The 21,469-nt window shown below is 67.3% G+C and carries 22 protein-coding genes; 12 read left to right on the forward strand and 10 right to left on the reverse strand.

Annotated elements, in window-relative coordinates:
* Positions 1–23 precede the first annotated feature (23 nt).
* From NX780_RS10545 to NX780_RS10580, 8 genes are all read right to left on the reverse strand, one after another.
* Positions 24–704 (reverse strand): choice-of-anchor J family PEP-CTERM protein, encoded by a 681-nt coding sequence (locus tag NX780_RS10545; RefSeq protein WP_258827825.1) that lies wholly within the window; start codon positions 702–704, stop codon positions 24–26.
* A gap of 239 nt (positions 705–943) precedes the next feature.
* A complete protein-coding gene (locus NX780_RS10550) occupies positions 944–2,023 on the reverse strand; it encodes a branched-chain amino acid ABC transporter permease (protein WP_258827826.1) in 1,080 nt (359 codons plus the stop codon).
* 5 nt (positions 2,024–2,028) lie between these two features.
* Positions 2,029–3,051: a branched-chain amino acid ABC transporter permease gene (locus NX780_RS10555; protein ID WP_258827827.1), complete on the reverse strand. Its 1,023-nt coding sequence runs from the start codon at positions 3,049–3,051 to the stop codon at positions 2,029–2,031.
* 9 nt (positions 3,052–3,060) lie between these two features.
* Positions 3,061–3,807 carry an ABC transporter ATP-binding protein gene (locus NX780_RS10560; protein WP_258827828.1) on the reverse strand — a complete coding sequence of 249 codons (747 nt, stop codon included), beginning with the start codon at positions 3,805–3,807 and terminating at the stop codon, positions 3,061–3,063.
* Positions 3,779–4,558 carry an ABC transporter ATP-binding protein gene (locus tag NX780_RS10565; RefSeq protein WP_258827829.1) on the reverse strand — a complete coding sequence of 260 codons (780 nt, stop codon included), beginning with the start codon at positions 4,556–4,558 and terminating at the stop codon, positions 3,779–3,781. The genes NX780_RS10560 and NX780_RS10565 overlap by 29 nt, the downstream gene beginning before the upstream one ends.
* 1 nt (position 4,559) lies before the next feature.
* Positions 4,560–5,762, reverse strand: a complete 1,203-nt coding sequence (locus NX780_RS10570; RefSeq protein ID WP_258827830.1) for a substrate-binding domain-containing protein — start codon at positions 5,760–5,762, stop codon at positions 4,560–4,562.
* Positions 5,763–5,791: 29 nt separating this feature from the next.
* The gene (locus NX780_RS10575) at positions 5,792–6,676 is read right to left on the reverse strand and encodes an alpha/beta fold hydrolase (protein WP_258827831.1); all 885 of its coding nucleotides are present in this window, start codon (positions 6,674–6,676) and stop codon (positions 5,792–5,794) included.
* A 117-nt stretch (positions 6,677–6,793) separates the two neighbouring features.
* Entirely contained in the window at positions 6,794–9,079 is a 2,286-nt protein-coding gene (locus NX780_RS10580) for a TonB-dependent receptor (protein WP_258827832.1), read from the reverse strand.
* Between the two features lie 273 nt (positions 9,080–9,352).
* Between NX780_RS10580 and NX780_RS10585 the strand changes: the two genes are divergently transcribed.
* From NX780_RS10585 to NX780_RS10635, 11 genes are all read left to right on the forward strand, one after another.
* Entirely contained in the window at positions 9,353–10,252 is a 900-nt protein-coding gene (locus NX780_RS10585; protein WP_258827833.1) for a LysR family transcriptional regulator, read from the forward strand.
* A 155-nt stretch (positions 10,253–10,407) separates the two neighbouring features.
* On the forward strand, positions 10,408–11,322 hold the full coding sequence (locus NX780_RS10590) for a LysR family transcriptional regulator (protein ID WP_258827834.1): 915 nt from the start codon (positions 10,408–10,410) through the stop codon (positions 11,320–11,322).
* Between the two features lie 208 nt (positions 11,323–11,530).
* A complete protein-coding gene (locus NX780_RS10595) occupies positions 11,531–12,958 on the forward strand; it encodes an SLC13 family permease (RefSeq protein WP_258827835.1) in 1,428 nt (475 codons plus the stop codon).
* A gap of 22 nt (positions 12,959–12,980) precedes the next feature.
* A complete protein-coding gene (gene mdcA / locus NX780_RS10600) occupies positions 12,981–14,648 on the forward strand; it encodes a malonate decarboxylase subunit alpha (RefSeq protein WP_258827836.1) in 1,668 nt (555 codons plus the stop codon).
* A gap of 12 nt (positions 14,649–14,660) precedes the next feature.
* Positions 14,661–14,975 carry a malonate decarboxylase acyl carrier protein gene (mdcC, locus tag NX780_RS10605; protein WP_258827837.1) on the forward strand — a complete coding sequence of 105 codons (315 nt, stop codon included), beginning with the start codon at positions 14,661–14,663 and terminating at the stop codon, positions 14,973–14,975.
* Complete coding sequence (locus tag NX780_RS10610) at positions 14,972–15,877, forward strand: biotin-independent malonate decarboxylase subunit beta (protein WP_258827838.1); 906 nt, start codon at positions 14,972–14,974, stop codon at positions 15,875–15,877. The genes mdcC and NX780_RS10610 overlap by 4 nt, the downstream gene beginning before the upstream one ends.
* Positions 15,878–15,879: 2 nt before the next feature.
* Complete coding sequence (locus tag NX780_RS10615) at positions 15,880–16,608, forward strand: biotin-independent malonate decarboxylase subunit gamma (RefSeq protein ID WP_258827839.1); 729 nt, start codon at positions 15,880–15,882, stop codon at positions 16,606–16,608.
* Positions 16,592–17,272, forward strand: coding sequence for a malonate decarboxylase holo-[acyl-carrier-protein] synthase (mdcG, locus tag NX780_RS10620; protein ID WP_258827840.1), 681 nt, complete (start codon positions 16,592–16,594; stop codon positions 17,270–17,272). The genes NX780_RS10615 and mdcG overlap by 17 nt, the downstream gene beginning before the upstream one ends.
* Entirely contained in the window at positions 17,260–18,165 is a 906-nt protein-coding gene (gene mdcB, locus NX780_RS10625) for a triphosphoribosyl-dephospho-CoA synthase MdcB (RefSeq protein WP_258827841.1), read from the forward strand. The genes mdcG and mdcB overlap by 13 nt, the downstream gene beginning before the upstream one ends.
* Position 18,166: 1 nt before the next feature.
* Positions 18,167–19,084, forward strand: a complete 918-nt coding sequence (locus tag NX780_RS10630; protein WP_258827842.1) for an acyltransferase domain-containing protein — start codon at positions 18,167–18,169, stop codon at positions 19,082–19,084.
* A 146-nt stretch (positions 19,085–19,230) separates the two neighbouring features.
* Positions 19,231–19,371: a hypothetical protein gene (locus tag NX780_RS10635; RefSeq protein WP_258827843.1), complete on the forward strand. Its 141-nt coding sequence runs from the start codon at positions 19,231–19,233 to the stop codon at positions 19,369–19,371.
* Between the two features lie 98 nt (positions 19,372–19,469).
* Here the strand turns inward: NX780_RS10635 and NX780_RS10640 are convergent, their stop codons facing one another.
* Positions 19,470–19,982 carry a DUF6438 domain-containing protein gene (locus NX780_RS10640; protein WP_258827844.1) on the reverse strand — a complete coding sequence of 171 codons (513 nt, stop codon included), beginning with the start codon at positions 19,980–19,982 and terminating at the stop codon, positions 19,470–19,472.
* A 102-nt stretch (positions 19,983–20,084) separates the two neighbouring features.
* Here NX780_RS10640 and NX780_RS10645 point away from each other — a divergent pair, with 102 nt between their 5' ends.
* The gene (locus NX780_RS10645) at positions 20,085–20,618 is read left to right on the forward strand and encodes a GNAT family N-acetyltransferase (RefSeq protein WP_258827845.1); all 534 of its coding nucleotides are present in this window, start codon (positions 20,085–20,087) and stop codon (positions 20,616–20,618) included.
* Position 20,619: 1 nt separating this feature from the next.
* Here the strand turns inward: NX780_RS10645 and NX780_RS10650 are convergent, their stop codons facing one another.
* Entirely contained in the window at positions 20,620–21,465 is an 846-nt protein-coding gene (locus NX780_RS10650; RefSeq protein WP_258827846.1) for a DUF3626 domain-containing protein, read from the reverse strand.
* Positions 21,466–21,469 lie beyond the last annotated feature (4 nt).

Consider the following 21,469-nt stretch of genomic DNA (forward strand, 5'->3'; position numbering starts at 1 on the left):
CGTCCGGCCGCCTGTCCGTCGGCCTAGCGGGCGGCGGTGTCGGCCGCTTGCCTGCGCAGGCGACGCGCGCTGACGCCGAGGGCGCCGAGCCCGCCCAGCAGCATCAGGTAGCTCGATGGCTCCGGCACCGCGGTGACGACCCGAACCGTGTCGAGGCCGATATAGTCGAGCGTGGCGGCGTCGCCGAGGTAGCGGAAAGCGAAACGGCCTTCTCCTTCGACCGTCAGATCGGCGCTCCATTGCTGCCATCGGTTCGGATACGCGGCTTCCCCGCCGATGGCGAGCAGCAGGGTGTCGAAATCGTCAGGGGTAGCGCCGCTGCCGGAGGCGAAACGCACTTCGAGCAGGTCGGAAAAACCGGGGTTGCCCTCGCTCCTGGTCCAGAAGGACAGGGTGGTAATGCCCGACAGGGACAGGGTGGGCGTGATCAGCCAGTTGTCGACCGTTCCAATCCCATTGGCTGCGCCGAGGAAGTTGGCGGCGGCGTAGGAGTTGCCCGGGCCGGACTGGGCGCTGAAGGCATCGGTATAGCCCTGGAACCAGCCGGTGCCCGGCGGTACGCTGTTGTTGAGCTGCGACCAGCCCGAGAGGTTCGGGACGCTGCCGAAGCCTTCATTGAGCACCTCGACGGCGTGGCTGGACAGGGGCGCCCAGGCAGCGCAGGCGAGCAGCGCCGCGCCGGTAATCCGGGTAAGACTTTTCATGATTGCCCTTTCATGCTGAGCCAGATGGAAAGTGGATGAACCGCGGCTCGCGCTGGCTGACGTCGAAGCCATTGTTGTCTTTATGGTATGAGCAAGGAGATAACAAACATTGAGATGTATTCAATGCCGGCGGACCAAGGCTCGGCCCGCCTCAACTGCGGGAAGGGAACTGAACGGAGACGAAATGAAAACGGCCTCCGCGATGGGAGGCCGTGAGGAAAGAGCGTGCGAGCGGCGGTCTATTTTTGCCGCGCCATCCAGCTGCGCAGCCTGAGCTTGCCGACGATCCCAATCGGGAAGAAATAGATCGACAGAATGAAGAGCACGCCCAGCCACAGCATCCAGCGGTCCGGGTGCAGGGCCGCCGCCAGCAGGGGCACGCCTTCCAGCGCGCTCGAGCCGACGCCCATCAGTTCCTTCAGGTAATTCTGGGCAATGATGAAGAGCGCCGCACCGACCACCGCGCCGTACATCGTGCCCATGCCGCCGATGACGACGATCAGGAGGATGTCGGTCATCACCTCGAAGCCCAGCGAGGTCTTGGGCCCCACGTAGCGCAGCCAGAGCGCCATCAGGGCGCCGGCCAGGGTCGCCACCAGGGCGGCCAGGCAGTTGGCCCAGATCCGGTAGACCATGGTGCGGTAGCCCAGCGCCTCGGCGCGGAATTCGTTTTCGCGCACCGCCTGCAGCACCCGGCCGAACGGCGAATTCACAAGGCGCAGCAGGAACACGAACAACAGCAGGCAGCCGAAGAACACCAGGTAATAGGTGAGCAGCCTGCCGTCGATCGAACGGCCGAAGACCTCGTTCTCCATCAGCGTGAAGCCGGGGGTGAGCACTTCCGGCACGCTGAAGGTGATGCCGTCCTCGCCGCCGGTGAAGTCGGATAGCTGGGAGGCCAGCACGGCGAACGACGAGGCGACCGCCAGCGTGATCATCGCGTAGAAGATGGCGCGCACGCGCAGGGCGAACAGGCCGACCACCAGGGCGAGAAGCAGCGCCACCAGCAGCGCGATGCCGAGGCCGCCCAGGGCGGCTCCCCAGGTCGGCTCGTCGACCCGCGACAGGCCGAGCCCGATGCCATAGGCGCCGATGCCGTAGAACATGGTGTGGGCGAAGGAGACGATGCCCGTATAGCCCAGCAGCAGGTCGTAGGAGGCGACAAGCACGATGTAGACGCAGATGGTGGCGGCGGTATTGAGCGGACGCGCCCCGGTGGTCAGGAAAGGCGCGAAGGCCAGTCCGAACAGGATCAGGAGCAGCACCAGGGTCAGGGCGCGGCTGCGCGGCAGGTCGCCGGAAAGGAGTCGGTGCAGCATCGGGTTCAACCTCGCATCTTCGAATACAGGCCGGCGGGGCGCCACAGCAGGATCGCGATCATCAGGATGATGTTCGAGACCAGCGCCACTTTCGGCGCCAGGAAGCCGGCATAGTTGGTCACCAGGGCCATGAGCAGGGCGCCGATGAAGCAGCCGCCCACCGAGCCGAGGCCGCCGATGATGATGACGATGAAGATCATCACCATGATCTCGCCGCCCATCGCCGCGGTCAGGGTTTCCTTGTACAGGCCCCACAGCACGCCGCCCAGGCCGGCCAGCGCCGAGCCGGCGGCAAACACGGTCACGAACAGTCGCTTGATGCGGTAGCCCAGGGCTTCGACCATCTCGCCATTCTCGACGCCGGCGCGGATGAGGAGGCCGATCTTGGTGCGGTTAAGTAGCAGGAACATGCCGATGAAGACCAGCAAGCCCACCACCACGGCCACCAGCCGGTACTTCTCGATCGCCGCGTCGCCCAGGAAGATGGCGCCGCGCAGGGCCGTCGGCAGCGGCAGGGCGATGGTCTCGGCGCCCCAGATCACGTGGATCAGCTGTTCGGCGACGATCATGCCGCCCATGGTGATCAGGATCTGCTTCAGGTGCTGGCCATAGACCGGCATGATGATCACGCGCTCGAAGGCCCAGCCGATCACGGCGGTCACCAGCATGGCGACCGTGACGGCGAGAAGCAGCACGCCGAGGTTGACAAGCAGGGAATCGACTTCGAGCCAGCCGCGCATCGGGATCAGGACGGTGGTGGCGGCAAACGCCCCGACCGACACGAAGGCGCCGTGGCCGAAGTTCAGCACGCTCATCAGGCCGAACACGAGGGTCAGGCCGCTCGCCATGATGAAGATCATCATGCCCATCGCCAGGCCGGCGACGGTGAGGGTGACCCAGGTCGGGAAGCTGCCGACCAGGGGCAGCATGGCCAGCATCAGGACCGGCACCAGCAGCAGCGGCGCGATGTCGCGCGGCGCCTTCGGCAAGGGCGTGTCCTGGGCGGCAAGGGGGAGAGTTGCGCTCATATCGTTTTCCTATTGGTGGGAATCGAGCGAGAGGCCGAGCAGGCGCTGCTGCAGCTCCTCGTCATTCGCCAAGGCGGGCATCGAACCGGCGTGCACGACGCGGCCGTCGTCCATCACGCCCACGGTGTCGCCGAGCGTGCGCACGAAGTTGAAGTTCTGCTCGACCAGCAGGATGGTCGTGTTCGTGTCCTTCAGCTCGCGGAAGGCGGCCATCAGGCTCTGGACGATGGCGGGGGCCAGGCCCTTGGTGGGCTCGTCGACCAGCAGGAGCTTCCTCGGCTCGACGATCGCGCGGGCGATCGCCACCATCTGCTTCTGGCCGCCCGAGAGGTTGCCCGCCGGGTAGTTCCAGAATTTCTTCAGGGCCGGGAAGAAGCCACAGATCCAGTCCACGCGTGCTTCATCCAGCGCACCATTGCGCGCGGCCAGGTACAGGTTCTCGCGCACCGTCAGGTCCGAGAACACGGCCATGCTCTCCGGGACGTAGGCGATGCCGAGACGGGCGATATCCGGCGTGGCCATCTTCGTGATGTCGCGGCCGTCGAACATGATCGAGCCGGCGCTGGCCTTCCACAGGCCCATGATGGTGCGCAGCGTGGTGGTCTTGCCGGCGCCGTTGCGGCCCAGCAGGATGGACATGCCTCCGCGCAGCACGACCAGGTCGACCCCTTGCAGGATGTGGTACTGGCCGATGTGGGTGTGGACCCCGCTTAAGGTGAGCAGGGGTTCACGCGTGTTCGGGTTCGGGTGTTCCAAGATAGGCTTCCTGTACGATCTTCGATTGCATGACCTCGAGCGGCTTGCCGTCCGCCACCAGGGTGCCGTTGTGCAGCACGATGATGCGGTCGGCCAGGGCGCGCACCACGTCCATCTTGTGCTCGACCAGCAGCACGGTCTTGTTGCGTTCCGCCTTCACGGCCTGGATCAGGTCCAGCACCACCGGCACCTCGTCCACGCTCATGCCGGCGGTCGGTTCGTCGAACATCATGACGTCCGGCTCCAGCGCCAGCAGGATCGCCACTTCCAGCTTGCGCTGGTCGCCGTGCGACAGGGTGGAAACGAAGGCGTCGCGGCGGGCGGCCAGGGCCACCCGTTCCAGGTAATGCTCGGCGCGCGCGATCAGTTCCCGGTGGCTCGACCAGATGGAGAAGAAATTCAGGCCCATGCCGGCCCGGCTCTGCACCGCGAGGCGCACGTTTTCGATCACCGTCAGGTTGGGGAACAGGTTGGTGAGCTGGAAGGCGCGCCCGATGCCGAGGCGGGTGCGGCGCGCCGCCCCGGCCCGGGTCACGTCCTGGCCGTGCACGAAGACGCTGCCGGAAGTCGCCGGCAGCTGGCCCGAGACCAGATTGAAGTAGGTGGTCTTGCCGGCGCCGTTGGGGCCGACGATGACGGTGAGCGTGCCCGGATAAAAGTCCGCCGTCACCCCGTTCACCGCGACGTGGCCGCCGAAACGGATGGTCAGGTCGCGGGTGGACAGGGAGGGCTGAGCGTGCGAATGCGTCATGTCAGCGCTTGTTCTTCACCGGCAGCGGCATCTCGGTGGCGGGGATCTCGCGCACCAGTTCCAGCAGGTCCCACTCGTTCTTCTGGTCCTTCTTGATGCGGAAGTGGTACATCGGCTGGATCGCCTGGTGGTCTTCCTTGCGGAAGGTCATCTGGCCCTTCGGCGTCTCGAAGCTCATGCCTTCCATCGCCGCCACCATCTCGTCGCCGTTCTTCGCGTTCGGCGCTTTCTTCAGGGCCGAGACCACGGCGCTGGCCGCAGCCATGCCGCCGGCGGTGAACATATCGGGCGGCATCTTGTAGCGCTTGGTGTGTTCGGCGACGAACCAGTCGTTCATCTTGTTCTTCGGGAAGCCATGGTAGTAGTAGATCGTGCCTTCGGTGCCGGCATAGCTCTTCCAGGTCTTCATCACCGGCAGGATGTTGCCGCCCGGGGCCAGGGCGATGCCGTAGCGTTCCGGCTTCATGTCGGCGATCTTGTTCAGCGGGTTCGGGCCGGCCCAGACGATGGCCAGCACGCGCGGCTGCGGCTTGTCCTTCAGGGCGTTGAACAGGCGCTGGGTCGGGGCGGTGAAGTCGGCCGTCGCGGCCGGGGCGTATTCCTCGTGGATGGTCACGGCCTTGCTGCCGGCGGTCCGCAATGCGTCCTTGCCGGCCTCGATGGCGTCGCGCCCGAAGGCGTTGTCCTGGGCCAGGAAGCCGATGCTGCCGCTCTTGAGGGTGCTGGCTGCGGCCAGGGCGTCCTGCATCGAGCTGCGCGCGGTGCGGAAGATGTACTTGTTCCACTTTTCCTGGGTGATCGCATCGGCCACGGCCGGCTCGACGATCAGTACCTTCTTGTATTCCTTGGCCACCGGCAGCATGGCGATCGCCGAGCCGGAGGAGGTGGTGCCGACCGCGATGTCGACCTTGTCGTCGCCATAGGCTTCGGCCAGCAGGGTGCGGCCCAGGTCCGGCTTGGATTGATCGTCCTTGACGATCACCTTGATCTTGCGGCCATTGATGGCCATGGTGCCGCCCGTGAGGTATTCGAGGCCCATCATGAAGCCCGTCTCGGTTTCCTTGGCATAGGCTTCCAGCGGGCCGGTCTTGCCGGCGATGAGGGCGACCTTGATGTCCTTGCCCTGGGCGAAGACGGCCGGCGCGGCGGTGGCGGCGAAGGCGGCCACGATGGCGACGGAAAGGGGTTTGATCAGGTGCATCATGGAGTCTCCTTTATCTCTCTTGCATGTTCTCAGGGTACCCGGGCCAGGAAGGCGCGGATCGCGTCGAGCGCCGCCGGCTCGGTGAGCATGGGGGCGTGGCCGACATCGGGTACTTCGGCGTACTGCAGTTCCGGCGCCGCCTTGCGCATCCAGTTGGCTTGGCTTTGCTCGACCAGGTCGGACAGCGCGCCGCGCACCAGCAGGGTAGGGCGGCGCCGCGCCAGGCGGCGGAAGGCCATGCGCGCCGCCAGCGAAGTCGGACGCAGTTTGCCGGTCTGGATCGCGGTGGCGATATTCGGATCGTAACGCAGCGCCAGCTGTCCGTCATCCTTCTGTTCAAAGGCGCGGCGCGCCCACTTGTCCCATTCGGCGTCCGAATTGGCGGGGAAGGCGCAGGCGTTGATGTCGCGCAGGTAGGCGGCGGCATCAACCCAGGAGGCGACGGCGTTGCAGCGGCCCGCATAACCGGCGATGCGCTGCAGGCCGCGAACCGACATCACCGGGCCGATGTCGTTCAGGACGGCGGCGGCGATCAGGTCCAGGCGGCGCGCCGCGAGGGTCATGGTGATCAGGCCGCCCATCGAGGTGCCGACGAACACCGCGCGGGACAGGCCCAGTTCGTCCATCAGCCTGATGACGTCGGCGGCGTAGACCACCGGGTTGTAGTTGTCCGGTTTCGGGTCGTGGGCCGAATGGCCGCGGCCGCGCACGTCGACCGCGATCACGCGGCGCCCCATGGCGGCGAGTATCGGGGCCAGTTCGTCGAAGTCGGCGGAATTGCGTGTCAGGCCGTGGATGCAGATGACCGGCAGGCGGGCCGGCGCGCCCTCGGCCGAGGGTGCCGCGGGATAGTCGCGCGCATACAGCGCCAGCCCGTCGCTGCTGGTGTAGCTGATTGGAGTGAAGGTGGACACGCTGGCTGATCCTGTGTTTCGTTTCTTGTCTGGCGCAATGCCGTTTCAAAAGGCCGCATCCTTCCCGGCCGGCGCCGGGAAGGCGCCGGCCAGCGGGGATGCGGTAATACGGGAAACTTAGAACCGGTACTCGAGCGTCGCCGAGACCTGGCGCGGATTGCCGTAGAAGGCGGTCAGCGTGCCTTCGAGGCCGAGGGTCGGGAACAGGTAGCCGCCGGTCTTGTAGCGCTTGTCGCTCAGGTTCTTGCCGTGGATGCCGGCCCGGACCTTGCCGTCGGCGCGGGTCCAGACGATGCTCGCGTCATACAGCTTGTAGGATTCCTGGTCCAGCAGGGACGGGGTCTCGAACTGGGCGGTCGCGCCCTTGTAGGAGGCGCTGCCGATCAGCGAGAGCTTGCCGTTGTAGCCCGCCAGCGGCAGCGGGATATCGTAGTTGAAACGCAGGTTGGCCGAGTTCTTCGGGGTGTTCTGGAATACGCGCTGGCCCGCCACGTTCACGCCGTTCGCAATGTATTCCTTGTACTCGGCGTCGATGTAGCTGTACATGCCCGCGACCATGAAATTCGGGGTGAAATTGGCGATGGCTTCCAGCTCGGCGCCCTTGATCTCGGCCTTGCCCGCATTGGTGGTCACGCCGGCGAAGGTGTCGTCGCGGCCGTCGCCATTGCTGTCGATCGCCACCGAGCCCGGGATCTGCACGTCCTTGTAGTCGCTGTAGAACACGGCGGCGTTGGTGGTAATGCGGCCGCCGTTGAACGAAGACTTCAGGCCCAGTTCATAGGTCTCGATGGTTTCCGGTGCATAGCCGGCCTTGGCCACCGACAGCGGCAGGTTGAAGGCGGCGACGTTCAGGCGCGGCTCGAAGCCGCCGCCCTTGAAGCCTTCGGAGTAGGAGGCGTACACATTGTGGGCGCTGTTCATCTTGTAGTTCAAGGCGACGCGCGGGGTGAATTTCTTGTCCTTGCGCTTGAGGACGCCATTGCGCAGGTCGGTATCGACGCGGAACAGGATGCCGCCCGGCGTGCCCATCTCGGGCGAGCCGTTGCCGATATAGGTCTTGCGCAGGATCTCGGCTTCGCGCTCGTCGACGGTGTAGCGGCCGCCGAGCGAGACGCTGAAGGCGTCGGTGACGCTGTAGCTGCCGTCGGCATAGATGGCCCAGGCCTTGGTGTCGATGTCGCCGCTGGTCACGGCGGCCGTGCGGATCGCGCCGCCCAGGATGGTGTCGAACTTGTTGAAGGCGTTGGCGTCGATGTAGTAGATGCCGGCCACGCCCTGCAGGCGGTCGCCCGTGTAGGTGAGGTTGAATTCCTGGCTGCGCTGCTCGTTGGTGTAGATGGCCGGCACTTCCATGTCGACCACCGCCAGCGAGTCGAAGTCGATCGGCGCGTAGGATTTGTCTTTACGCGACGCCGTGATCGACTTGAAGGTCCACTCGTTGTTCAGGGTGTACTCGATGGTGGCCGAGACGCCGTGGGCCTTGACTTCCTGCTCGTGTCCGAGCGCCGTCATCAGGCTGGCGCGGGTGTCGTAGACATTGCTCAGGATCGGGGCGCCGCTGGTGCGGCCGACGATCAGGCGGTGGCCGTTCTTCGGGCTGGAATCGTCCCTGGTGGCGTCGCCGGCGATGCGGATGAACAGGTCCGGCGTCGGCGTGAACTCGGCCGACAGGCGGGCCGCGGTGACATCCTTGTCGTAGTTCTCGCCGCCGGTGGTCAGGTTCTTGCCGAAGCCGTCGCGCTTGAAGCGGGCGAAGGTGCCGCCGATGCGGGCGGTCTCGCTGACCGGGGTGCTGACGGTGGCGACGATTTCCTTCTGGCCGTACTGGCCGACGGTGGCGCGCAGGCGGGCGTCGGTTTGCGGCGCCAGCTTGCGGGTGACGTACTTGACGGCGCCGCCGATGGTGTTGCGTCCGTACAGCGTGCCCTGCGGTCCGCGCAGCACTTCGATGCGCTCGACGTCGTAGATGTCGGCCACGGCCGCCTGTGGGCGGGCCAAGTAGATGTCGTCGATGTAGATGCCGACGCCCGACTCGAAGCCGGCCAGCGGGTCGGCCTGGCCGACGCCGCGGATGAAGGCGGTCAGGGTCGAGTTGGTGGCGCGCGAGGCCTTCATGGTGGTGTTCGGCAGGGCCAGCGCGAGGGCGGTGACGTCCGGAACGGCCTGCTTGGACAGCTGGTCGGCGCTGAAGGCGGTGACGGATACCGGCACGTCCTGCAGGGTTTCCTCGCGGCGGCGGGCGGTGACGACGACCTTGTTCACGCCGTCTTCACTGGTCGCCACAGGCGGGGCGCCGGTCGCCTCCTGGGCGTACGCGGCGTTCCCCGCCGAGAGGACGAGGAGGGCCACCGCGGACTGGATGGCAGGGTTCAGCAGCTGCATTTTCTTCTTGGTCAGACGCATTGATGTCTCCTAATTTTTTGATAGCGGCATGCGTTCAGGTTGTCGCATGGTCGGCAGTTTGCCTCGGCTCGGTCTGGTTCGATAGTCAACATTCGCCCACCCCTTTGTGCAAAAATGCACAGCCCGCTGCACCGTGGCTGTGCGTGTCTTGACGAGGGAAGATTCCGGAGGCGCACCGTTTGTGCGCTGCAATATGGAAAAAGCCTCAGGCGATTGCAGAGGGAATGTGCACTGGTGCACAATATGTCATCTTGATATCGAACAAGCGAGCCCATGAATACGCTGCCCGAGTGGACCGACCTGCGTTTCTTCCTCGAGCTGGCGCGCGCCGGCACCCTGTCCGGGGCCTCGCGCCGGCTGGAAGTCGAGCACACGACCGTGGCGCGCCGCATCGACCGGCTGGAGGCGCAACTGGGCTCGACCCTGTTCGACCGCTCGCGCGAAGGCTATGAGCTGACCGAGGTCGGCCAGGCCCTGCTGCCGCATGCCGAGGCGATGGAAGGGGCGGCGCTGGCGGCCGCCGAGCAGATCGGCGGGGCGGAAGTGGCGGCCCACGGCGTGGTGCGCCTGGGCGTGCCCGAGGTGTTCGGCGTGCGCGTGGTGGCGCCGCTGCTCGCGACCCTGCTCGAACAGCACCCGGACCTGTCGATCGACCTGCTGAACCTGCCGCGCTTCGCCAACCTGGCCAACCGCGAAGCCGACCTCGGCGTAATGCTGGACCCGCCGACCACCGGCCGCTACATGGTCACGCGCCTGGCCTCCTTCCACTTCTACCTGTACGCCTCGCCGGGCTACCTGGCCCGGCACCCGCCGATCCGCACCCAGGCCGACCTGGCGCGCCACGATTTCGTCGACTACGTGCAGGACCGGCTGGCCAGCCGCGAACTCTCCTACCTGAACGAACTCGGTTTCACGCCGCGCCGCCGCATCTGCTGTTCTGGCATGACGGGGCAGCTCGAGGCGGCTTCGCTCGGCATGGGGCTGATGATGGCGCCGCCCTATGCGGTGCCGAACGACGGCAGGCTGGTGCGGGTGCTTCCCGGTTTCCAGGCCGAGCGTTCCTTCTGGCTGGCGGCGCCGACCGACCTGTACCGGCTGCGGCGGGTGAAGGTGGTGTGGAACCTGCTGCGCGAGTGTGCGGAGAGCCATCCGGATCTGTTCGTCGCCGATTGATGTAGGGTGGACGGGGGCGCCTAGCCGGCTCCGCCGTACGCGCGTTCAAACAGTGCCAGAATAGAAGCAGCGTGATTTCAACCACGGTTTGAACGCGCGGTCGGCATCGCGCAGTCCAGTCCACTGGACTCGACTGCCCCTACGAAAGGATCTCAATGCGCAGCCGCATCAGCGACGACATCACCTTCCGCAAACTCGAAGTCCTGCTCGCCTACATGGAGGGCGGCAACCTGAACGCCGCCGCGCGCATGCTCGACATCAGCACGGTGAGCGTGCACCGCGCCCTGCATTCGCTGGAAGAGGCGATGAGCTGCCAGCTGTTCAGCCTGCAGGGACGCAACCTGATCCCGAACGAGGCGGCCCAGGTGCTGGCCGAGGTCAGCCGCGACGTGCTCAAGCTGATGGCCGACGGGATCGCCGCGACGCGCTCGGCGGCCGGCTATTCGGCCGACCACCTGAGAATCGGTTCGCTGTATTCGCTCACCACCGGGATCATCCCCGAGGTCATCATCGGCATCAAGCTGCGCAAGCAGGAGCTCGAGACCGAACTGGTGCTGGGCTCGAACGCCGACCTGCTGCACAAGCTCAAGCAGAACGCGATCGACGCCGCCCTGATGGCCCAGCCCGATCCGGACCCCGACGTCGAATCGATCCCCCTGTTCGAGGACGAGGTCTTCTTCGCGGCGCCAGGCGGCTCGCCGTATGCGGGCATGAAGGAAGTCGACCTGCGCGAGTGCGCGGGCGAGAAGTTCGTGTGCCTGCGCGACGGCTTCGTCACCTTCAACGGCTTCCAGGAAGCCTTCCGCATTGCCGGCTTCGCGCCCACCATCGTTACCCGCGTGGGCGACATCTTCTCGCTGATGAACCTGGTCGGGGCCGGCATCGGCTACACGCTGCTGCCGGGGCGGGTGCGCGATGCCTTCGGGGACCGGGTCCAGCTGATCCCCCTGAAAGCCGATTTCCACATGCGCCAGACCATCGGCCTGTCCTTCCTGCGGGTGCGCGAGCGCGACCCGAACCTGCTGGCGCTGGCGGCCGTGTGCCGCATGCTCAAGCACGGTGCAAAGTAGGCGCGCGATTACCTTTAGCGTCGATAGTTCCGCTGAAAGTAAACGTCGCGCGGCGAGCGTAATTGATCGCTTCCCGATTCGAGGCTACCTTTACGTCACAAAATAGCATAACAAAAGAGCACGCCCGGCCCATGGGACCGGACATGCATTGGAGACGTATCACCAGCGGCACGAGCACGCTTGGCGCCGCGCCTTGAAGGAGCAAGCCATGTCTTCGCACATGATCGCAATCTGCGTACTGGCGCTGATGTTCGTCCTCGCCACCGCGCTGCCCATCAATATGGGCGTCATCGCCTTTGTCGGCGCCTTCCTGGTCGGCTCGGTCGTGGCCGGCATGCAGGCCAAGGCCATCATGGCGGGCTTTCCCGCCGAACTCTTCCTGACCCTGGTCGGGATCACCTTCCTCTTCGCCCAGGCCCAGAACAACGGCACCATCGACTGGCTGGTGCGGCTCGCCGTGCGCGCCGTGGGCGGACGCATCGCCGCCATTCCCTGGGTGATGTTCGCGATCACCGCGGTGCTGACCTCGGTCGGCGCGGTCAGCCCGGCAGCGGTCGCCATCATCGCCCCGATCGCCCTCGGCTTCGCCGCCAAGTACAACATCAACCCGCTCATGATGGGCATGATGGTGGTGCACGGCGCCCAGGGCGGCGGCTTCTCGCCGATCAGCATCTACGGCGGCATCACCAACAAGGTGGTGCAGGAAGCCGGCCTGCCGATCTCCGAGATGACCACCGCGCTGACCAGCCTCGGCGTCAACCTCGCCGTCTCCGCCGTGCTGTTCTTCGCCTTCGGCGGCCTGAAGCTGATGCGCCAGACGGCGCCGAAAGCCGCCGCGGGCGGCGCGGGCATCGGCATCTCGCCCTTCGGTCCGCCGGTGGCGGTGGCGGCGCAGGGGCCGCAGATCTATGGCGACGCCGAGAACGAAGCGGCCAGCGAAGAGCGCCTCACGGCACAACGTTCGGCCAGCGCCGCTGCCGGAGTGGGCGGCACGATGGGGACGGGCGGCGTGGCGGGCGCCCCGCGCGAGGCACTCGACAAGGGCCCGGACCTGCACCAGGTCATTACCGTGGTCGGCCTGGTCGCCCTGGCGGTCCTGACCCTGATGTACAAGCTCGACATTGGTTTCGTTGCGATCTCGATCGGCCTGCTTATCTCGATCCTGTCGCCGCAGGTGCAGAAGCGCGCCATCGGCCAGGTGTCCTGGCCCGAGATCATGCTGATCGTGGGCGTGAGTACTTATGTCGGCGTGATGCAGAAGATGGGCACCATCACCTGGGTGGGCGACAGCGTCGCCAGCCTGACTTCGCCGCTGATGGTCGCCTTGCTGCTGCTGTTCGTCGGCGCCATCGTGTCGGCCTTCGCCTCGTCGACCGCGGTGCTGGGTTCCCTGATTCCGCTGGCCGTGCCTTTCCTGGCCTCGGGCACCGGGGTCGACCCGATCGGCTTCATCGCGGCGATGGCGGTCGCGTCCACCATCGTCGACGTCAGCCCCTTCTCGACCAATGGCGCCCTGGTCCTGGCCAGCGCCCAGCACATCGACCGCGACGTGTTCCTGCGCCAGCTGATGATCTATGGCGGTATCGTCACCCTGGTCGCGCCGGTCGTGGTGTGGCTGCTGTTCGTGGTGCTTTAAGCACTTTGTAAAGGGAAATCGTATGAATGCAGTCGAAGGCCGCTGGAACACCCAGCAACGCAACCGCGGCGAGCGCCTGGCGCGCGCCCGGGCAGCGCTCGGCGCCGCACTGGACGGCAAGGTCGTCCAGTCCACCCATATCGTCGAGCTGCTGCACCAGGTGCTCGAACCGGGCGACCGCGTCTGCCTGGAGGGCAACAACCAGAAGCAGGCCGATTTCCTCGGCAAGGCCCTGACGCGCCTCGATCCTGCGCGCGTGGGCGGCCTGCACATGCTGCTCTCGGTGCTGTCCCTGCCGGAGCACCTCGACGTGTTCGACAGGGGCATTGCATCGAAGCTGGACTTTTCCTTCTCGGGGCCGCAGGCGGGGCGCCTGGCCAAGCTGGCCCAGGCCGGCAAGCTGAACATCGGCGCCATCCACACCTACCTGGAATTGTTCGCGCGCTATTTCGTCGACCTGACCCCGCGCGTGGCCCTGGTGGCGGCCGAGATGGCGGACCGCGAAGGCAACCTCTACACCGGCCCGAACACCGAGGACACCCCGGCCATCGTCGAGGCCACGGCCTTCAAGAGCGGCATCGTGATCGCCCAGGTCAACCAGGTCGTCGACAAGCTGCCGCGCGTCGACATCCCCGCCGGCTGGGTCGAGTACGTGGTGCAGTCCCCAAACCCGTATTACATCGAGCCGCTGTTCACGCGCGACCCGGCCATGATCTCCGAGATCCAGGTCCTGATGGCGATGATGGCGATCAAGGGCATCTATGCCGAGTACGAGGTCGAGCGCCTGAACCACGGCATCGGTTTCGACACCGCCGCCATCGAGCTGCTGCTGCCGACCTATGCGGCCGAACTGGGCCTCAAGGGCAAGATCGCGCGTCACTGGGCCCTGAACCCGCATCCCGCCCTGATTCCCGCGATCGAGGCGGGTTTTGTCGAGTCGGTGCATTCCTTCGGCTCCGAGCTCGGCATGGAAAACTATATCCGCGCCCGTCCCGACGTCTTCTTCGTCGGCCCGGACGGCTCGATGCGCAGCAACCGCGCCTTTTCCCAGGCGGCCGGGCACTATGCCTGCGATATGTTCATCGGCTCGACCCTGCAGATCGATTTGCAGGGCAATTCCTCGACCGCGACCCTGGGCCGCATCGCCGGTTTCGGCGGCGCCCCGAACATGGGCGCCGACGCACGCGGCCGGCGCCACCCCAGCAGCGCCTGGCTCAAGGCCGGGCGGCAGGCGCGCGAGGGCCGCAACACCATCCCGCGCGGCCAGAAGCTGGTGGTGCAGATGGTCGAGACCTTCCGCGAGCACATGGCGCCGGCCTTCGTCGACAGGCTCGATGCCTGGCAGCTGGCGGAACAGGCCGGCATGGCGATCCCGCCCGTGATGATCTATGGCGACGACGTCACCCACATCCTGACGGAAGAGGGCATCGCCAACCTGCTGCTCTGCCGCGGCGAGGAAGAGCGCGAGCAGGCGATCCGCGGCGTGGCGGGCTACACGCCGGTGGGCATGGGGCGCGACAGGCGCATGGTCGAGAACCTGCGCGACCGCGGCGTGATCCGCCGCCCCGAAGACCTCGGCATCGACAAGCGCATGGCGACCCGCGACCTGCTCGCCGCCAAGAACATGAAAGGCCTGGTGCGCGCATCCGGCGGCCTGTACGAGCCGCCGAAGCGCTTCAGGAACTGGTAACAAGGAGTCTGAATGGAAACCCTGCAATTCCGCTTTGAAAGCGGGAGCCGCCCCCTGGCCGGCACACCCCAGCTGGTCGGGGTGGTCGGCTCGGGCAACCTCGAGGTGCTGATCGAACCCGCGCAGCTGGGTGGCGCCTGCGAGATCGAGGTGCGCACCGCCGCGGTCGGCTTCGGCGCCACCTGGGAGGCCGTGATGGCCGACTTCCACGCGCGCTGGCAGCTCGCCGACGCCCGCATCAGCATCAACGACATGGGCGCCACGCCCGCCGTGGTCGGCCTGCGCCTCGACCAGGCCGTCGAATCGCTGACGGGAGGCACGCCATGAGCAGCTACCTGGAACTGACGGCGCGCCAGCGCATTCCCGCCATCTTCGACGCGGGGAGCTTCGAGGAATTCCTGCCGCCTAGCGCACGTGTGGCCAGCCCGCACCTGGCCCAGCTGGATGCGCCGGTCTCGTTTGATGACGGCGTGGTGGTCGGGCGCGGTCTGCTCGATGGCCTGCGCGTCTACGGCGCCGCGCAGGAGGGCGGCTTCATGGGCGGCGCGGTCGGCGAGGTACATGGCGCCAAACTGGTCGGCATGCTGCGCCGGGCCATCGACGACAGGGCCGATGCCGTGCTCCTGCTGCTGGAGTCGGGCGGGGTGCGCCTGCACGAGGCGAATGCCGGCCTGATCGCGGTCTCGGAAGTCATGCGTGCCATGCTGGACGCGCGCGACGCCGGCATCCCGGTGGTGGCGCTGGTAGGCGGCTCGAACGGCTGTTTCGGCGGCATGGGCATCTCGGCGCGCTGCGCCAACACCGTCATCATGTCGGAAGAAGGGCGGCTGGCGATGTCCGGCCCCGAGGTGATCGAGACCGCGGGCGGCGTCGAGGAATTCGATTCGCGCGACCGCGCCCTGGTCTGGCGCACCACCGGCGGCAAGCACCGCTACCTGCTGGGCGACTGCCAGGTGCTGGTGCCCGACGATACGTCGGCCTTCCGGCAAGCCGCCATCCAGGCGATCGCCGACGTCAAGGCCGCAGGGAGCCAGCTGACACTGGAAGACCTGCTGCGCGAACAGGACATGCTCGGGCGCCGCATCGAGCTGGCCGAGGGCCTGCACGAGCCCATGGAAATCTGGCAGCGCCTCGGCATCGCCGAGCCGGCCAGCGTGCCGATGCTGGATGCCGACGCCTTCCTGGCGCTGGCGAGCCGCCACCGCGTACAGGCGGGAAAGGGAGAGTAATCATGGACTGGCACACATTGGCAAGGCAGCTCTTCCCCGAGGGCCACGATATCCTCGAACACGATCACTTCCTGTCCGGCACCGCCCAGGTGGAAGGCAAGGCGATCGACGTGATCGGCACCACCGGCCACGTCCCGATCGGCATCGAGATCGCATTGAGCCAGGCCCGCGCCGTCCTGCGCACCGTGCAGGAGCATCCCGGACGCCCGATCCTGATCCTGATCGACACCGTTGGCCAGCGCCTGCGCCACCGCGACGAGATGTTGGGCATCAACAGCTACATGGCCCACCTCGGCAAGTGCGTCGACCTGGCGCGCCGCAAGGGCCACACCGTGGTCGGCCTCGTGTACGACCAGGCCCTCTCCGGCGGTTTCATCACCAGCGGCCTGATCGCGAGCAGCTGCTACGCGCTGCCGCAGGCGACCATCCGCGTGATGGGCCTGCCGGCCATGGCGCGCATCACCAAGGTGCCGGAAGAACGCCTGACCGAACTCGCCAAGGACAATCCGGTCTTCGCACCGGGCCCCGAGAACTACCTGCGCATGGGTGGCCTGCACGGCATCTGGCGGGTTGGCCAGGATGCGGACCTCGCGGGCGAGCTGGCGCGGGCACTGGCCGGCAGCCCGGTCGAGGACGTGCGCATGGCCCTGGGCCGCGAGCGTGGCGGGCGGATGCTGGCACAGACGGTCGCGGAAAGCGTGAGGACGGGCAGCCATGTTCGCCCGGCATGACCTGGTCTGGCTGACCCACCGCGGCTGGGACCGCGTGCGCGCCGGCGCGCCGCAGGATGCGCTCGTTCACCTCGACACCTGGCGCGAGGCCGGCTGGCCCGCCGTGGTGCGTCGCGCCGAGATGGACCTCGCCGCCAGCGAGGTGGCGATCGGCTTCGCCATGCCTCCGCGTGCGGTCGACGGGAACAAGCTGCGCGTCGCCTGCCGGGTGGAGCTGTCCGACGTCAAGCGCCGTACCCGGGCGCTGCCCCTGGTCGGCGCGCTCGATGCGGTGCCGGTCGAATGGCGCGAAGGACTCGCCCGCCTCGAGCAGGAAGCCGCCGGCGCCGGGCTTGGGCTGGCGGTCTACGGCTCGGTGGCGCTGGAGGCGCTGACCGGACAGCATTATGTGCGCCCGGAATCCGATATCGACCTGCTGCTGCGGCCCCTGAGCCGGGCGCAGCTGATGACCGGCCTCGCGCTGCTGGCCGCCCACGCGCAGGCGCTGCCGCTCGATGGCGAAGTCGTCTTCCCCGACGGACGCGCCGTGGCCTGGAAGGAGCTGCGCGCGGCCTTCGACAGCGCGGCCGGCACGCGGGTGCTGGCCAAGGCGCTCGAGCGGGTGGCGCTGGTCAAGCCGGAAGAACTGATTGCAACACTGGAAGACGTGAAATGGCTGAACTGAGCGCACTCCTGGCCCCCAGGACGGTGAGAACGCCGGCCACGGTGGCGGCGCCGGTCGGCGACCGCAAGTTCTGCCGGCGCATCGCGCGCCTGGCGGTGCGCAGCCTGTATGCCGAACTGGCCCTGTATCCGAAGCCCGGCCTGATCTCGCTGGTCGACAACGGCAGCCACGAAGACATGACGGCCGAGACCTTCTTGCGCAGCATGTTCGCACTGCGCCGCTATTTCCTGGACATCGCCGAGGCGGGCATGGCGGGGGCGCCTTTCGCCGAACTGAAGCGCTTAGGGCTTGCCGCCGAGGAGCGTATGCTGCGCGCCACGCTCGGCACCAACACCCACCGCGGCGCGATCTTCTGCCTGGGCCTCCTGTCCGCGGCGATCGGACGCTGCCGGGCAGCCGGGGCGTGCCTGTCTCCAGGCGCGATTCGGAATGCCTTGATTGAACACTGGGGAACTGAGCTTGGCGCCCACAGCGTCGACGCCGGCACGCAATCCCACGGCGCGAAAGCGCTCCGGCGCTACGCCGCGACCGGCGCGCGCGAGGAGGGCGCACGCGGCTTCCCCTCGGTGTTCGAGGTCGGCCTGCCGGCCCTGCGGCGCACGCTGGGCCAGGGGCGCGGCATGCGCCGGGCGCGCATCGACGCGCTGTTCTCGCTGATGGCGCACATCAGCGACACCAATGTCTACCACCGCGGCGGCATCAACGGCGCGCTGACGGTGCGCAGCCAGGCGCGCGCCTTCGTCGCACGCGGCGGCAGCGCGGCGCCGGACTGGGAAGCGCGCGCGCTGGCCCGCCACCGCGATTTCGTCGCGGCGCGCCTGTCGCCGGGCGGGGCGGCCGACCTGCTGGGCGCCGTGTGCTTCGTGCATGCCGCCTGCGGCGGCGAGGGCTGAAATGGCGGGCCGGCTCCTCGTCCTCTGTCCCGGCCAGGGTGCGCAGCATCCGGCCATGTTCGACATGGCGCGCAGCGACCCGGCCGCCTCCAGGGAGCTGGAGGACTGGCTTGCCGACCCGGCGCTGGCGCCCCTCTCGGGCGGCGCCTCGCTCTTCGCCAACCAGCTCGCCCAGCCGGCGATCGTGGCGGCGACGCTGGCCATGTGGACGGCGCTGCGTGACACGATTCCCGCACCGTCATTGGTGGCCGGCTACAGCATCGGCGAACTGGCCGCCTACGGCGTTGCCGGCGCGCTCGCTTCCCTGGACCTGGTGCGGATCGCGGCCGAGCGTGCGCGGCTCATGGACGCCTGCGTCGACGAGCGTGCGGCGCAGGGCATGGTGGCCCTGTCCGGCATGCCGCATGGCGCCATCGAAGCATTGCTGGCACGTTTCGGCTTCCATCCGGCGATCTTGACCGGGGAGGATGCCGTGGTCGCAGGCGGCCCTGCTGCGGCGCGCGAAGCGCTGGCTGAAGCCGTCCTTGCCGCGGGTGGCCGCGCGACCGCGTTGCCGGTCGAGGTGGCGTCGCACACCCCGCTGCTGCAGGGAGCGGTGATGCCATTCGCCGAGCTGCTGGCGCGCCAGGCCTGGTCGGCGCCGGCGTTTCCCGTCCTGTCCGGCATCTCGGCCGAGCAGGTGGAGGATGCCAGGCTGGCCACGCGCGTGCTCTCGCGCCAAATCGCGGAACCGATCCGCTGGATGGACTGCATGGATGCCTGCGTCGAGACGGGCGTCACGGTTGCGCTCGAACTCGGCCCCGGCGCCGCGCTGTCCCGCATGTTGCAGGCGCGCCACCCTCACATTGCCTGTCGTTCTGTCACGGAATTCCGCTCGCTGGACGGGATACGCTCCTGGCTGGGGAAGCAGCTCGAATAACATTCACCAGATCGATATCTGGTATTGCAAATCAGAATTGGAAATTCCACCGACTCGCCTCTATAACGGTAGTACTGGATCGCGTTTGCGATCGAACCGTTTCGCAGGGCCGCTCCGAATGGGTCCTGCACCAGAAGGAGTCGTGCATGAAAAACCTGTTCAACAACGTCGCCCGCGTGCTGCTCGCAGCCGCCAATGGCCGCGCCCTGAACGTGCTGCGCAAGCAGGCCGAACTGTCCAAGCCTTTCCACGTCGAGTTCCGCTCGAACGCCGGCGGCTGGAACTGAGCGACAAGAAGACCCCGCCCATGTCGATGGGCGAAACGGGAAGGGCCGGCTTCGCGCAGCGAATCCGGCCCTTCTTCTTTGTTGGTCGACGCGGGGCGCTATTTTTCGACGAGCGCTCGCGTGCCCGCCAACTGGTCGATCCTGTCGGCCAGCGAAACGATGCGCGCGGAAGGAATGTCCCGGCCCTCGCAGCCGAAGTAATAGTTCACGCTCCGGGTCCGTCCGTCCCGCCTGACCGCAAGGGTCAGCGAGGGAGCGTCGGTGATGACGTTCTCGCATCCGTCGGCTTCGTCCTGGTAGCTTCTGCGCAGCGTATCGAAGCGCGAGGCCTGAATCGCTTTCGCCAGCTGGTCCACCGCGCGCCGGTCGATGCGGGTTTCGCGCACGCCGGTCGTCTTCACGAATGCCTCGCCGGTATAGCGCACCCGCCCTTCTTCGAACACCTCGACTTCGTACACGGGACATTCGCCGTAGCAGGCCGATCTTCCCAGGTAGACCACCTCGTAGCCTTCGACAGGCCAGGGGGCCTGTTCCCACGGCGGGACGCTGTCCGAGCATCCGGACAGCAGCAATGCCGCAGCCGCGGCGATCCATTTTCCTTGCATTCTCATGCGCGCATCATACCCTGGCTGCGGAGGGTGGGAATGCGTGAAAATCCGGCGCGGCAAGGCCGATATACTCGTCAGGTTCGCACAAGGAGAGACGAGAATCGGATGGACTGCTTCATACGACCTTATCGACCGGCTGACCGCGAGGCGGTCGACCGCGTGGCGCTGGCCGCCTTCTCGCAATACGCGCATGCCTACCCCGACTGGCCGGGCTTCAGCGCGCGCATCGCCCGCACCTCGGCGCTCGCGAGCCAGGCCGAGCTCCTCGTCGCGGACGACGCGGGCGACATCCTGGGCGCGGTCCTGCACGTCGCGCCCGGCAAGCCGCGCAGCGCGATCTTCCCCGACGAGTGGGCGCTCATCCGCATGCTGGTCGTCGACCCAGAACAGCGCGGCCGGGGCATCGGCCGCCAGTTGATGGCCGCCTGCCTGCGTCATGCGATCCGCGACGGCGCGCCCGCGATCGGCCTGCACACCAGCCCCATGATGGAGACCGCCTTGCGGCTCTACACCACCCTCGGCTTCACGCGCGACCGCGACCTCGATCCGATCGACGGCGTCTCCTATGGCCACTACGTGCTGCCGGCCGAACGTTTGCAGGCGGCGCTGGACTGGCTGTCGAACCGGCCGGTGCGCTGATTCAGGCAGCCGACAGGTCCCCGAACCTGGCGAGGACGTGCCAGACCTTCTTCAACTGCTGCGCATCGTGGCGGCCGCTCCTTGCCGCCTGTCCCAGCAGCGCCGGATCGAGCCAGCCCGCATGGGCGATCGCGGCGGCGAGATCCACGATGTCGCGGCCCCGATAGGCTGCATGGTGCTGCAAGGCGGCCAGCGGCAGGCGAAAACCCGGGTGCCATTCGAGCGCGCAGGGCAGGCGCCTTGCCTGCGCTTCGATCTCCGTCCCCCGGTAGCAGGGATCCAGTACCAGCGCCTCCACATCCGCCTGCAGGCGTAGCGGCCCGTGGACATGGGCTTCCACGTAATCGTCGAGGCGATCCTTGTCGTCGCCGACGGCGCGCGCGACCAGGTCGCAGCATTCGCGCACGCCGAAGTGCTGCGGATCGAAGACGCTGTCCGGATAACAGAAAGTGCAGCGCGCCAGCACCTCGGGACGCAGGCGGAAGTGAGCGGACCCGAAGCGCGGCGAGCCCCCGGCGGCGCGTCCCAGATGGTTCAGGGCGCCGTACTTCGGCCGCTCGCCGGGTAGCGCCACGTCGTAGGCGCCGCCGAACATCCGGCTTTCCCAGTCCCAGCGCGCGCCGCCCGCATGCGCCGTGAGGCCGCCATTGCTGGTGCCGGTCTCGAACTGCGAGCGGTAGACGCCTTCCCCGGCCATGCGCCGCAGGATGGGCATGCCGCCATGGAGCCGGTCAGGGTGGAAGTTGAGCGTGATGCGCAAGCCGGGATCCAGCGGGCCGCCCGCACTCTGTCCGCGCACGAAGTCGATCGCGGCGGCCTGGCAGGGGTTCAGGGGAGGGCGGCTCATCGCC

Source organism: Massilia agri (assembly GCF_024753255.1).
In the GTDB taxonomy this organism is placed as follows: domain Bacteria; phylum Pseudomonadota; class Gammaproteobacteria; order Burkholderiales; family Burkholderiaceae_D; genus Telluria; species Telluria agri.